The sequence below is a fragment of the Sphingobium sp. YR768 genome (assembly GCF_900111125.1).
GTDB lineage: Bacteria > Pseudomonadota > Alphaproteobacteria > Sphingomonadales > Sphingomonadaceae > Sphingobium.
In genome coordinates, this window is record NZ_FOGE01000018.1 from 64,965 (window position 1) to 78,383 (window position 13,419).

Consider the following 13,419-nt stretch of genomic DNA (forward strand, 5'->3'; position numbering starts at 1 on the left):
CGGGCAAGGAGGATGTAACTTTAGGTTACGTTGTTGGGCAGAAATTCAGGTCGGTAGTCACCTTGCCGCCGGGGAGGGCGCAACCGCCCCACTGCACGCGGTCGCCCTCCGCGATGCCCAGTTCCGCCGCGCGCCCGCCGCGCAGTTCCAGCACGGCGGCCACCGGCACCCCGGCCGATACGGGGATGCGCGAATAGGGTTCGGCGCTGGCCTTCAGAAAGGCGATCGTCCCGTCGGTATGGATGAAGAGCATGTCGAGCGGGATCAGCGTGTCCTTCATCCAGAAACTGGCGGTGCGCGGCGGCTCCATCGGAAACAGCATCCCGCCATCCGCGCCCAGTTCCTTGCGGAACATCAGGCCCTTTTCCTGCTCCAGCGGGGTTCGGGCGACCTCCACGTCGAAGCGGTGGGTGCCGTAGGCGGCGCGGATGACGACCGGCAGAGTCGTGGCCTCGGCCTGCGCCGGTGCGTCCTTGTCGGCGGCGGAAGGCGGGCTTGAACAGGCGGCAAGGAGGCCGAGCGCGAGGAGGGCGGGGAAGCGGATCATGATGCGATGCCTAATGCGATTCGCGGGTAATGGCGAGACGGGGTTGGGGAAGGGGCGGGATTGCTTGCGGTGCGTTGCCGTTCCTCCTTCCGTCACCCCAGCGGAAGCTGGGGTCTCCGGCGATGGCGCGAAAGGCTTGAACAAGCGCCACACTCAACTGTTTCGCGCCACCGCCTGAGATGCCAGCATTCGCTGGCATGACGGGTGAAAGACGACCATTTGTTGCCATTGGAAAACGCCAAAGGGCTTCTCAAAAGCGGACATTCGAGCCTATGGATCGATGATGACTTGGGCAGGAATAATGCTGGGCGCTGCTGTGCTTTGGGGCGGGGTATTTAGCTTCGCCTACTGGAGGAGCAGGTTTGGCGGCAGCATTCGGTCTTATGCGTGTGCAGCATTCCTAACATGGATCGGGACCGTAGGCATTTTGCTCGTCATGTCGATTTTCGAAGGATAAGCTGTCTATCGGCAAACGACTATTTTTGGTTAGTCCGCTAGATAATCTTGATCCTTGAAACCCGCCATTCATTCAGGAGGCACGTAGAAGGCTGAATGACGAAATCTTAGTGGGAAGTCGACATAGGCGGACTTTACCAAAAGGCTCTATGTGGACCGAATGCGTAGCTTCCATAGCAGCCGCCGGGCTAAGCCTCGTTCGTATTCGGAAATGAAGATCGAACTTTCGGCAGCTGCCAAGCAACGGAGTGCAGCCTGTAAGTCGCGCTTCACTCCACGCCCTCTTAGGTAGCACTTAGCCATGTCAAGCTGCGAGCTTCCGTCTCCAGTCTCCGCTACCCGCTGAAACCAACGAAACATGGTCCTCCAGTCCTTACGCTCGCGATAAAGTATTGCGATGTTCGATCCTGCCGTAATGTTCCGCTCCTGTCGCCAAGCGCGCTGGTATAACCGCATCGCTTTAGCTTTGTCGGCTTCAACGCCGGTGCCGGTGTCGAACAAGTAAGCCAACCGACAAAGACAGTCCGCGTCGCCGAGAGCGGCACCACGCTCGAAAGCCTTGCGAGCGTGTGCGAAATTGCCTGCCTCTTCAGCGGCGTCACCGATACGGAAGAGGGCGCTGGTGTCCACCATCAAAGCCATTTGGCACGGAACGACCGAGATGCCAACGTCCGCAAGGGGGCGATTGCTGCCGAACGATCTATTTCGCACAAGGTCAGCTATCGCCGGTCATCGCCCCAAAAGCAGACCGTCGCAAATCCACCCCTCTCCGTCATTCCCGCGAACGCGGGAACCCATCTCCCAACCTGTCTGCGGGGTAAAAAGGCGGGAGATGTCGAGGCAGAGTCGCGTGCCTCTTCCTCGCCCCGCCCACGCGGGGATGGCGATGCGGGAATGATGCGGCTATCGTCTCCTCAGAACGCCCTTTCCTAATAGGATTTCCTCTGATCTATCCTGATGGATGGAACAGACCTTCTCCCTCAATCCGCCCGCGCCCGGCGCGACCCTCCCGGCTGACCGAAACCGCTGGACGCCGGAGCGGCAGCGGCTTTTTCTCGCCAGCCTGCTCGCCACCGGCAATGTCACCCATGCGGCGCGCGCTGTCGGCATGTCGGCGGCCAGTGCGCATCGCCTGCGCCGTCGGCTCGTCGGCACGCCGTTTGACCGGGCATGGGGGCGGGCGCTGGCGCTCTATGCGCAAAGTCTGGCCGATCCCTTCGCCGGCGCCCCGACAATAGGGACCCAACAGGCGCGTCGCTGATGCGAAGGCGGCGCGTCCTTCTGATCCGACAGGATGCTTTCAGTAACCCGACTGCCGCTTCGATGGCGCCTGGCCGACGCATGGAGGCCGCATCTGGCCCGAAAAATTCGGCCAGCGACAGTGTGAACTTCGCAACTATGACCCTGATGTGACCCTTTGCCGCATGGTGCCGCCCTATTCTTCCGCCAGTTCCTCCCCCGGCGCGGCATCCACCCAGCGGCGGGCGATCGCATAGCCATGGCCCGCCCGCAGGAAGGCGGCGATCGCCTTTTCGCGCTGCTTGGGGTCGAGCGGGGCGGTCGCATAGGGGCCGATCCGCTTGCGCCGGGCGAAGCGCTCGGCCGCCGTCCAGGCTTCGGACGCGGTCTGCGCATCGGCCTGTTCGCGGTCGCTTTCCGCTATGCCCGCCGCCCGCAGCGTCTCGTCGATCCGCCGTGCGCCATAGCCGCGCCGGGCCAGCGCCGCGCTCTTCATCACGGCATAGCCGGCATCGTCGATATAGCCGAGGTCCACGAAGCGGTCGGCCAGTCCTTCCGGATCGGCGGGCTGTTCGCCGCCCCAGCCGCGTTCCCGGATCTTGCGGATCAGATAGGCCAACAGCTTGCTTCGGCTGGTGGCGAAACGGGCGACATGGCGCAGCGCCATGTCGCGCAATATGGCTTCATCCAGCGGCGGGGGGAGGCGTTTGCCGGTCATATTGCCTCTTAATGGCGGACGCGCCATCTTTATGCCACAGTCGGGCCGGAATTTTACCGCGCCTTGTCGGCTAATAAGCGAAACTGGAATGGAATAGGCGGTGCAACTGGCGCGCAAAGCTGCTAGCGGCCGCGGTTTCACGATTTTGAAGACATTGGGTCAACCAATATGACGGGTTCGCAAGAGATGATGGCACCAACGCCGACGACCGATAATCTGCCACGCCGCTTCTCGGATTTCGAGACGCTGGGCGAAGCGCTGGACTATGCGGCGCAGGGCAAACGTGGCCTTAATTTCCATGACGCGCGCGGCAATCTGGCGCGGCCTTATCCGTTCAGCGAGTTGCGCGACGATGCCGTTGCCTGCGCGCACCGCCTGATCGCCCATGGCGTCAAGCCGCAGGATCGCGTTGCGCTGGTCGCCGAAACCGGCCCGGACTTTGCGACCTTGTTCTTCGGCATCGTCTATGCCGGCGCATGGCCGGTGCCGCTGCCGCTGCCGACCAGCTTCGGCGGCAAGGAAAGCTATATCGATCAGCTCAATGTCCAGCTTTCCAGCTGTGATCCGATGCTGTTCCTCTTCCCCAAGGAACTGGAAGAGATGGCTGGCGAATCGGGCCGCCAGAAAGCGGTCGAAAGCATCGCGTTCGAGGATTTTCTGGCGCGTGAGGCGATCCCCGTCGACCTGCCGCAGGCGCAGCCGCACGAAATCGCCTATCTGCAATATTCGAGCGGTTCGACCCGCTTCCCTCATGGCGTCGCGGTGACGCATCATGCGCTGCTCAGCAACCTGTCGGCGCACAGCCATGGCATGGAAGTGGTGGAAAGCGATCGCTGCATCAGCTGGCTGCCCTGGTATCATGATATGGGTCTGGTCGGCTGCTTCCTGTCGCCCGTCGCCAATCAGGTGTCGGCCGACTATATGAAGACCGAGGATTTCGCCCGCCGTCCGCTGGCCTGGCTGGATCTGATCAGCCGGAATACCGGCACCTCGATCAGCTATTCGCCGACCTTCGGTTACGATATCTGCGCCCGCCGCATGTCCAGCCAGACCAAGGCGCAGGATCGCTTCGACCTGTCCCGCTGGCGTTTGGCCGGTAACGGCGCCGACATGATCCGCCCCGACGTGATGCAAAGCTTCGTCGACGCCTTTGCCGATGCGGGCTTCAGCCCCAAGGCGTTCCTGCCCAGCTACGGCCTTGCCGAAGCGACGCTGGCCGTCACCATCATGCCGCCGGGCGAGGGCATCATCGTGGAACTGGTCGAGGAAACCGACCTGTCCGGTGGCGCCGCGCCCGAAGGCCGTCCGCAGCGTTTCCGTTCGATCGTCAATTGCGGCAAGCCGGCCAAGGACATGATCGTGGAAATCCGCGACGAGGATGGCGGCCTGATGAACGAGCGTCAGATCGGCAAGGTGTGGACCACCGGGCCGAGCCTGATGGTCGGCTATTTCCGCGATCAGGAAGCGACCGACGCCTGCATGGCTGACGGCTGGCTGGACACCGGCGACATGGGCTATCTGTCCGACGGCTATCTCTACATTGTCGGCCGCGCCAAGGACATGATCATCATCAACGGCAAGAATCACTGGCCGCAGGATATCGAATGGGCGGTGGAGCAACTCCCGGGCTTCAAGCAGGGCGATATCGCCGCCTTCGCGATCACCACGCCCGGTGGCGAGGAAGCCCCCGCCGTGCTGGTGCATTGCCGCACGTCCGACAATGAGGAGCGGTCGCGTCTGCGCGACCAGATTCGCGAGCGGGTTCGCGCCATCACCGGCATGAACTGCGTCGTGGAACTGGTGCCGCCACGCACCCTGCCGCGCACCTCTTCGGGCAAATTGAGCCGCTCCAAGGCGCGCAATCTCTATCTGACCGGCGAAATCCGCCCCTACGACATCGCCGCCTGACGGGCTGGCGAAACGAAAAAGCGTTTCGCTATCGGCAGGTTACTGATTGATAACCCGTAGCTGTTACCGCAGCTGCGTGGGTAGCAAAGAGAAACAGGTCGCCGATCCGGATCGTCAGGCGCGCACATCGTTGCGGGCCATGATGGGCCTGTCGCCGGTTTCCGGCCCGGTCGGCAGCCGCGTGCTGAAGGCGCAGCTACACTCCGCCGATAGCGTGGCCGTGTTGCGCTATGGCATGAGCCTTTGTGGCTTGCTGTTCCTGTGGCAGGTCTTTTCCCGTTGCTGCCCGCCGACGGTGCTGATTGGCTGGACCGTCGCTCTGGTCGGCGCCATCGTCATCGGCGCCTTGCTGGATCGCCAGCGCCGCCGGGCGGACAATATCGGCCTGACCGCCGTCGACCTGCGCCGCCACGCGCTGGGCGCGCTGTTGCAGGGGCTGGTCTGGGCCGCCTGCATGGCGCTGCTGTCGCAATCCGGGCATATGGAGCAGCTGGTGGCGCTGTGGACGCTGGTCAGTTGCGTCATGGTATGTGGTGCCATCAGCTATGCGGCGACCCCGCTGGCGGCGGCGGCTTTCCTGCTGCCCTGCATTGCCGGATTGTTCGGCATGTTCCACGGCGGCGGCCAACTGCCGCTGCGGGCGCTGGCGACCAGCTATGCCCTGTCGCTGCTGGTCGGCTGTTTCATCTATGCCCGCACCTTCGCCCGCCAGCATGGCACGACGGCCCAGCTTGCGGAGAAGAGCGAAGTGGTCAGCCTGCTGCTGCGCGAGTATGAGGCGGGCGGCTCCGACTGGCTGTGGCAGATCGATGCCATGCGCCGGATCAATGGCGTGTCCACGCGCTTCGCCGAAATGCTGGGCATGGCGCCGGACCAGTTGGAAGGCGCGCCGCTGGTACAGATATTGGCCGGCAGCGGCTGGGACAGCGGTCGCTTCGCCGCCGGGCTGCACAGTCTGGCCGATCATTTCAAACATCGCGAGAGTTTCAGCAATCTGGTCCTGCCGGTTGAGGTGCAGGGGCGCTGGCGCTGGTGGGAATTGTCCGCATCGCCCCGCTATGACGAAAATGGCGTCTTCATGGGCTTTCGCGGCGTCGGATCGGATGTGACGGCACAGCGCGAATCGGCAGACAAGATCGCCCAGCTGGCGCGATTCGATCCGCTGACGGGCCTGCCCAATCGCAACCATTTGCGGGAGGCGCTGGACAAGGCGCTGGATGCCGCGCGGGGACGATCGCCCGGTTGCGGGTTCCTGATGATCGATCTCGATCGCTTCAAGGCGATCAACGATACGCTGGGGCACCAGACGGGCGACAAGCTGCTGAGCCAGGTGGCCCTGCGCCTGTTGCAGGTATGCGGCGAAAATGAGGTGTGTGGGCGGATCGGCGGGGACGAATTTGCCGTCGTGCTGCCGCATATTCGCGACAGCGCGGCGATCCCCAGGCTGGCGTCGGCGATTATCGGGGCGCTGTCGGCGCCCTATCAGGTTAACGAACATACGCTCTATGTGGGCGCGTCGGTAGGGTCTGCCATGTCCCCGTCGGACGGTAACGAAGCCGAAGCGCTGACCCGCAGCGCCGACCTGGCGCTCTATCGCGCGAAGGGTGAGGGCGGCGGGTTGCATTGCGCCTATGAGCCACAGTTGCATGCGCAGGCCGAGGAGCGTCGCCAATTGGAGCAGGCGTTGCGCGTGGCGCTGGAGAAAGACCAGCTTCATGTCCTGTATCAGCCGGTGGTGGATGCGGGGCAGGGAACGGTCGTCGGCTTTGAGGCGCTGGCGCGCTGGACCCATCCTGAACTGGGCCCGATCTCTCCGGCGAAGTTCGTGCCGGTGGCGGAAGAGGCAAGGCTGATTGCGCCGATCGGTGAATGGGTGTTGCGGACGGCCTGTCTGGAGGCCGCGAACTGGCCGGAAGATGTGCGCATCGCCGTCAATGTCTCGCCGGAACAACTGACCCATTCCAGCTTCGTCACGGCGGTTGTTTCGGCGCTGGCGCAGAGCGGACTGGATGCGCGCAGGCTGGAATTGGAGGTGACCGAGAGTGTCTTCATGAACGAGGATGCCGGTGCGTTGAAGGTGCTGGACCAGTTGCTGGCGCTGGGCATCCAATTGTCGCTGGACGATTTTGGCACCGGCTATAGTTCGCTCGGCTATCTCAGCCGCACGCGCTTCAACACGATCAAGATCGACCGCAGCTTCGTGGTCGGCGCGTCGAAGAATACCGCCGAGAGTCTGGCGATCATACGCGCGGTGGTTACGCTGGCGGATAGCCTGGATATGGCGACGACGGCCGAGGGTGTGGAGACGGAAGCCGAGTTGCAGATGGTGCGGCGGCTGGGCTGCAAGAAGGTGCAGGGCTATTATTTCGGGCGGCCGATGCACGCCAAGGACGCGTCGCGGCTGTTCCCAGCAGCGCCGCAGCGGGCCATCGGGCGGTAGTCCTATCCGGCCTGAAGCTGGCGCTCGACCAAGGTCCAGAGCGTGGCGAAGGCCTTTGCCGGGGGCGATGCCGGGGCGAAGGCGCCAAGCGGTTTGCGGCGCACCGTCATTTGCTCGATCGTGCTGGCCATGGGAATGGCGTGCCAGCCGGACTGGCTCTCAAGCGCCGCGCGGTGCAGGCTGCGGCGGCGATCGACCATCGAATAGACGGGCATGATCGGCGCATGGCTGCCGCCGCGTTGCACGAGATAGCGGGCAACTTCCCCCATGGCGCGTTGCGACAAGGGGGAGGGGATGACCGGGATGACGATCAGGTCGGCGGCGCGCAGCACCTGTTCGCTGGTTTCTGTGAGACCGGGCGGGCAGTCGAGGATGATGCGGTCATAATCCTTGCCCAGACTGTCGATCAGCTTGGCGAGCCGCTTCTTCTTGTCCATTTCGCGGAACAGATGATCAAGGCCGCGCAGCGACGTGTCGGCGGCGATCAGGTCCAGCCCTGGCACGGTGGATGGCTGGATCAGCTTGCGGATGTCGACATCCTTGCTGAAGATCGCCTGTGCGGCGTCGCGGCTGGTCTGGTCGGTCTGGATCAGCCAGCTCGACGCGCCTTGCGGGTCGAGATCCCAGAGTAGCGTCCGCCGTTTCGAGATGCAGGCCGACGCCCAGGCCAGATTGATCGCGAAGGTGGTCTTACCCACGCCGCCCTTGAGGCTGTAGACGGCGATGGTCGCCAATGCCGGTTCCTTTGCCATGAAGGGGAAGCTACGGCTTCCCGCCGTCAAAGCAAGGCCTCAAATCAGCCTCTTGTTACGCTGGCGTGACAAGAGGCTGGATAATCACAGGATTTCAAGAACCTTGTCCTGCGGGCGGCAGAAGCGGACGCCTTTCTCGGTTTCGACGAAAGGACGGTTCACATAGGCCGGGTTGGCGGCCATTGCGTCCAGGATCGCGTCCGCCGTCATGTCCGGCAGGCCGCGTTCTTCGGCATCGGTGCCCATCTTGCGGAGCGCTTCGGCCGGGGTCAGCCCGGCGTCGGCGAACAACTGAACCAGCTTGTCGCGGGTGAAGGGGGTCTTCAAATATTCGACCACCTCCACTTCGACGCCGGGCGTTTCCTCAAGGATCGCCAGCGTCTTGCGCGACGTCCCGCATTTGGGATTATGCCAGATGGTGGCTTTCACTGGCCGTCCTGCTTTGCAAGCCATTCCTCAAGCCACTTGATGGTATAGGCGCCGTCCAGAAATTCCGGATCGTGTAGCAGCGCCTGATGCAACGGGATGGTGGTCTTCATCCCCTCGATCACATATTCCTCCAGCGCGCGTCGCAGACGCATGATCGCGCCTTCGCGGGTGCGGCCATAGACGATCAGCTTGCCGATCATGGAGTCATAATAAGGCGGCACCTTATAGCCCTGATACAGGCCGCTATCGACGCGGACGTGCATGCCGCCCGGGACGTGATAGCTGGTGACGGTGCCGGGCGACGGCGCGAAGGTCTTGGGATCTTCGGCGTTGATGCGGCATTCGATCGCATGACCGGTGAAGCGAATATCTTCCTGAGACACCGACAGCGGCTTGCCTTCCGCGACGCGGATTTGTTCGCGCACCAGGTCGAGGCCGGTGATCATTTCCGTCACGGGATGTTCCACCTGAAGACGGGTGTTCATCTCGATGAAGTAGAATTCGCCATTTTCCCACAGGAATTCGATCGTGCCCGCGCCGCGATAGCCCATATCGGCCATCGCGCTGGCGCAGATACCGCCGATCCGCTCACGCTCGGCCTGCGACAGGACGGGGGAGGGGGCTTCTTCCAGCACCTTCTGATGACGACGCTGGAGCGAGCAATCGCGTTCGCCAAGGTGAATGGCGTTGCCATTGCCGTCGCCGAATACCTGAATTTCGATATGGCGGGGATTACCGAGATATTTTTCGATATAGACGGTCGCGTCGCCGAAGGCGGCCTTTGCTTCCGAACCCGCCTGCTGCATCAGCGTTTCGAGCTGGTCGGGCGAGGTGCACACCTTCATGCCGCGACCGCCGCCGCCCGAAGCGGCCTTGATGATCACCGGATAGCCGGCGGCTTCGGCAATGATCTTGGCTTCCTCGACATCGCTGACCGCGCCGTCCGAACCGGGGACGAGCGGCAGGCCGAGCGCACCGGCAGTGCGCTTGGCTTCGATCTTGTCGCCCATGGTGCGGATATGTTCGGGCTTGGGACCGACAAAGGCCAGCCCGTGCGCTTCCACGATTTCGGCGAACTTGGCGTTCTCCGACAGGAAGCCGTAACCGGGATGGATCGCGTCCGCGCCACTGATTTCCGCCGCCGAAATAATGGCGGCGATGTTCAGATAGCTGTCCTTGGCCGCGGGCGGCCCGATGCAGATCGCTTCGTCGGCAAGGCGCACATGCATGGCGTCGGCGTCGGCGGTGGAGTGCACCGCAACGGTCTTGATGCCCATTTCATGGCAGGCGCGGTGGATGCGAAGCGCGATCTCGCCGCGATTGGCGATCAGCAGTTTCTCGATGGCCATAAGCGGTCCGGGCCTTATTCGATGACGATCAGCGGCTGGTCATATTCGACCGGCTGACCGTTATCGACCAGCACGGCCTTGACCGTGCCGGCGACGGGGGCGGCGATCGCGTTCATGACCTTCATGGCTTCGACGATCAGGATGGTTTCGCCGGCGGCGACCTGCGACCCGACACGGGCAAAGGGGGGAGAGCCGGGTTCGGCCGAGAGATAGGCGGTGCCGACGATCGGCGATTTGACCACCGTGCCCGAAGGCAGGGCGGAATCGGCGGCCGGCGCAACAGGCGCTGCGGCGGCCACGGGGGCCGCGGCGACGGGTGCGGCAGCAGGCGCGGCGGCGTAGACGGGCGCGGCGGCGGACGCAGCCTTGCGCGCGACGCGGATCTTGCGGTCGCCGTCCTCAACCTCGATTTCGGTGAGGTTGGTGTCGTCCAGCAGCGCAGCGAGATCGCGCACCAGCTGTACGTCCACCTGCATTGCGCCCTTTTCTTGTTTATCGGTCATGTGAAGTCCCTGGCCGGTGAATATCGTTTCTGGTGCCCGCGCCTATGCGCATTTACGGCAAAGCGCAACTTTCGTGCGCCCAAATGCGATGCGTTACAATTCCAGCGCGGCCTCCAGCGCCAGCATGTAGGACATGGGGCCGAAGCCCGCGATCGTGCCCTTGGCCGCCATGCCGACATAGGATTTGTGGCGGAAAGCCTCGCGCTTGTGCGGGTTGGAGAGGTGGATTTCGATCACGGGCACGGTTATGCTCTTGATCGCGTCATGCAGGGCGATCGATGTGTGTGTATAGGCGCCGGGATTGATGATGACGGCATGGGCGCCTTCCACATGGGCTTCCTGCAACCAGTCGACCAGATAGCCTTCATGGTTGGACTGGCGGAAGACGATCTCCACATGGGCGCGGCCAGCGACATCCTCCATGCGTTCGGCAATGTCGTCCAGCGTGTCATAGCCGTAAATCTCCGGCTCGCGGGTGCCCAGCATGTTGAGGTTCGGGCCGTTGAGAACATAGATTTTGCGCGTGTCGGCCATGGCGAACCCTTCTGATGTTGCTTGGCGGGCAAGGCCGCCTCTATATGCGGGCCAATCCTTAGCCCTTCCCGTCTCGCCTAGTCGAGACTCCTTCTTGTCCGGGACAGCGCAGTGAGCATAGACGGCACCATCTCCATCCATATCAATGGCGAGCATCGCCGCATCCGCGAGGGCCTGACGCTGGCCGAACTGGCAAGCGAACTGGGTTTCGTGCCGGAAAAGGTGGCGGTGGAGCGCAATCTGGAGGTGGTGCCGCGTTCGACGCTGGCGCAGATCAAGGTCGAGGATGGCGACGAACTGGAGATCGTGCATTTTGTGGGTGGCGGCGACGTGACCGGCGTGGATGACGATAGCTGGAGCGTGGCGGGCAAGATTTTCCGATCGCGCCTGATCGTGGGCACCGGCAAATATAAGAGCTTCGAGCAGAATGCGGCGGCGGTTGCCGCTTCCGGCGCGGAGATCGTGACCGTGGCGGTGCGCCGGGTCAATGTGAGCGACCCCAAGGCGCCGATGCTGACCGACTTTATCGATCCCAAGAAGATCACCTATCTGCCCAATACGGCCGGTTGCTTCACCGGCGAGGATGCGATCCGCACCCTGCGATTGGCGCGGGAAGCAGGCGGATGGGATCTGGTGAAGCTGGAAGTGCTGGGCGAGGCGCGGACGCTGTATCCGGATATGGTCGAGACTCTGCGCGCCACGGAAGTTCTGGCCAAGGAAGGCTTCAAGCCGATGGTCTATTGCGTGGACGATCCGATCGCGGCCAAGCGGCTGGAGGATGCGGGCGCGGTGGCGATCATGCCTCTGGGCGCGCCGATCGGGTCGGGTCTGGGCATCCAGAACAGGGTGACGATCCGCTTGATCGTGGAGGGCACGAAGCTGCCGGTGCTGGTGGATGCGGGTGTGGGTACGGCGTCCGAAGCGACGGTGGCGATGGAGCTGGGCTGTACCGGCGTGCTGATGAACACTGCCATCGCCGAGGCGAAAGACCCGGTGCTGATGGCCGCCGCGATGAAGGCGGGCGTCGAGGCGGGGCGCATGGCCTATCGCGCCGGGCGGATGGGCAAGCGCATGTATGCCGATCCTTCGAGTCCGCTGGCTGGACTGATCTGAAGCCGGGGCGCTGTTGCCGTTTGGATGAAGGCGCGGCGACGGGATTCTCCTACGAAGTTCACACTGTTGTCGGGCTTTTTGGGGCAAACGCGCCTGTGAAGCGCTCGCGACGCGCCTGCGAAGCGTCACTGACGCGTCGATGGGGGCAGAGGTCGCGCGTCTGTGGAGCGGCTGTTGCGCACGTGTTGGGGCATGGTCACGCGACGGGTGGGCGTGCGTTAGGCGCCTGTCGCGCGTTCGTGGCGCGCTTGCGTTGCGTGGAGGTGAAAGGTGGCGATCGGGGTCCATCGCCGGAGTAGATCAGAGCTTGGGCGAGTAGGACAGGTTGGGTGCTCATGACCGACCGGGAGCGGTCTTTTTCTCCCCTCCCTTTTAGGGAGGGGACGGGGGTGGGTACGCCGCGCAGCGGCGTTCCGCCGTCGAGAGGTCGGAGGCTCGCTTCGCTCGCACCCACCCCAACCCCTCCCTTGAAAGGTAGGGGCTTTTTTGTCGCCCCTCACGCCCCCCTCTCACCCCGCAATTCCAGTCGGCTGGCGCGTTCGAAGATCGCAAGGACCAGCGGGTCGGCTTCGGCGGCGCGGATGGCGGCGTGGAAATCCACGGGGGGCATGGCGGGGGCGCCGGGGACCGGGAGGAGCGTGCCGTCGGCCAGTTGCTGGCGCGCCATGGGGCGGGGGAAGATGCCGATGCCGCCGCCTTCCTGCACGATGTCGATCATGGTGCGGACATTGTTGCACAGGTTGAGCGGACAATCGGCGAGGTCCGATGCGGCGATCGCGTCCTTCATGATGCGGTAGAGCGGCGACAGGTTGGTGAGCGACCAGATTGGCGGGCGAGTGGCGGCCATCGTCGCGACGGTCGCGGGGCTGGCGAGCCAGAGCAGGTCGACGCTGCCGATCGGCGTGGTGCGCAGCATCGGATGGGCGATGCGGCCGGCGGCGAAGGCGATGTCGGCATGGCCGGAGGCGAGTTGCTGGATCAGGTCTGCGGTCAGGGCGATGTCCACTTCCAGGCTGACCTGCGGCAGGTCGCGGCCAAGCTGGGCGACGAAGCCGGGCAGGCAACTGGCCGCCGCGATTTCGCCCGCGCCGATGCGGATGATGCCGGTCGCGCCCGCAATATCGCTGCACCCCAGCAGCACGCCCTGAAAGCGCGCCCAGAGCGGTTCGCTTTCGCGCACCAGTTCGCGCCCGGCGGGGGTGAGCGCCATCGTCCGCCCGTCGCGGCGGAAGAGGGCGGTGCCGAGATGATTTTCCAGTTCGCGCACGCGGGCGGAAATGGCGGGCTGGGTCGTGTTGAGCCGCGCCGCCGCCGCCGCGAAAGTGCCTAGGCGAGCGATCCAGAGCAGCGTTTCGAGATGGTAGAAGGCGATGCGATTGATAGACATCGTTTGGGTTTAACCGAAAAAACAAATCATTGGTATTGATTGGT

13 protein-coding genes are annotated in these 13,419 nt (G+C 63.7%); 4 read left to right on the plus strand and 9 right to left on the minus strand.

Features of this window, described 5'->3' with window-relative positions:
• Window positions 1-25 precede the first annotated feature (25 nt).
• Both BMX92_RS18465 and BMX92_RS28420 read right to left on the minus strand, forming a co-directional pair.
• On the minus strand, window positions 26-547 hold the full coding sequence (locus tag BMX92_RS18465) for a DUF192 domain-containing protein (RefSeq protein WP_093019205.1): 522 nt from the start codon (window positions 545-547) through the stop codon (window positions 26-28).
• Window positions 548-1,150: 603 nt separating this feature from the next.
• Entirely contained in the window at window positions 1,151-1,645 is a 495-nt protein-coding gene (locus tag BMX92_RS28420) for a tetratricopeptide repeat protein (RefSeq protein WP_093019206.1), read from the minus strand.
• Window positions 1,646-1,964: 319 nt separating this feature from the next.
• Between BMX92_RS28420 and BMX92_RS18475 the strand changes: the two genes are divergently transcribed.
• Complete coding sequence (locus BMX92_RS18475; RefSeq protein WP_093019208.1) at window positions 1,965-2,264, plus strand: LysR family transcriptional regulator; 300 nt, start codon at window positions 1,965-1,967, stop codon at window positions 2,262-2,264.
• 174 nt (window positions 2,265-2,438) lie between these two features.
• On the opposite strand, the gene BMX92_RS18480 is transcribed toward BMX92_RS18475, so the two are convergent.
• Window positions 2,439-2,960: a regulatory protein RecX gene (locus BMX92_RS18480; protein ID WP_093019210.1), complete on the minus strand. Its 522-nt coding sequence runs from the start codon at window positions 2,958-2,960 to the stop codon at window positions 2,439-2,441.
• A gap of 186 nt (window positions 2,961-3,146) precedes the next feature.
• On the opposite strand from BMX92_RS18480, the gene BMX92_RS18485 reads away from it, so the two are divergent.
• Both BMX92_RS18485 and BMX92_RS18490 read left to right on the plus strand, forming a co-directional pair.
• The gene (locus tag BMX92_RS18485) at window positions 3,147-4,868 is read left to right on the plus strand and encodes a fatty acyl-AMP ligase (protein ID WP_093019212.1); all 1,722 of its coding nucleotides are present in this window, start codon (window positions 3,147-3,149) and stop codon (window positions 4,866-4,868) included.
• Between the two features lie 139 nt (window positions 4,869-5,007).
• Window positions 5,008-7,308, plus strand: coding sequence for a putative bifunctional diguanylate cyclase/phosphodiesterase (locus BMX92_RS18490; RefSeq protein ID WP_093019286.1), 2,301 nt, complete (start codon window positions 5,008-5,010; stop codon window positions 7,306-7,308).
• 2 nt (window positions 7,309-7,310) lie between these two features.
• Here the strand turns inward: BMX92_RS18490 and BMX92_RS18495 are convergent, their stop codons facing one another.
• The 5 genes from BMX92_RS18495 to aroQ form a co-directional block, all read right to left on the minus strand.
• A complete protein-coding gene (locus BMX92_RS18495) occupies window positions 7,311-8,060 on the minus strand; it encodes a ParA family protein (RefSeq protein ID WP_093019214.1) in 750 nt (249 codons plus the stop codon).
• A gap of 84 nt (window positions 8,061-8,144) precedes the next feature.
• Entirely contained in the window at window positions 8,145-8,489 is a 345-nt protein-coding gene (locus BMX92_RS18500; protein WP_093019216.1) for an arsenate reductase family protein, read from the minus strand.
• A complete protein-coding gene (accC, locus tag BMX92_RS18505) occupies window positions 8,486-9,838 on the minus strand; it encodes an acetyl-CoA carboxylase biotin carboxylase subunit (protein ID WP_093019218.1) in 1,353 nt (450 codons plus the stop codon). The genes BMX92_RS18500 and accC overlap by 4 nt, the downstream gene beginning before the upstream one ends.
• A gap of 14 nt (window positions 9,839-9,852) precedes the next feature.
• Complete coding sequence (gene accB / locus BMX92_RS18510; RefSeq protein ID WP_093019220.1) at window positions 9,853-10,341, minus strand: acetyl-CoA carboxylase biotin carboxyl carrier protein; 489 nt, start codon at window positions 10,339-10,341, stop codon at window positions 9,853-9,855.
• A gap of 93 nt (window positions 10,342-10,434) precedes the next feature.
• Window positions 10,435-10,875: a type II 3-dehydroquinate dehydratase gene (gene aroQ, locus BMX92_RS18515; RefSeq protein ID WP_093019222.1), complete on the minus strand. Its 441-nt coding sequence runs from the start codon at window positions 10,873-10,875 to the stop codon at window positions 10,435-10,437.
• A 111-nt stretch (window positions 10,876-10,986) separates the two neighbouring features.
• Here aroQ and thiS point away from each other — a divergent pair, with 111 nt between their 5' ends.
• Complete coding sequence (gene thiS / locus BMX92_RS18520) at window positions 10,987-11,988, plus strand: sulfur carrier protein ThiS (protein ID WP_093019224.1); 1,002 nt, start codon at window positions 10,987-10,989, stop codon at window positions 11,986-11,988.
• A gap of 496 nt (window positions 11,989-12,484) precedes the next feature.
• Here thiS and BMX92_RS18525 read toward each other — a convergent pair whose 3' ends face one another.
• Window positions 12,485-13,375, minus strand: coding sequence for a LysR family transcriptional regulator (locus BMX92_RS18525; protein WP_093019226.1), 891 nt, complete (start codon window positions 13,373-13,375; stop codon window positions 12,485-12,487).
• Window positions 13,376-13,419 lie beyond the last annotated feature (44 nt).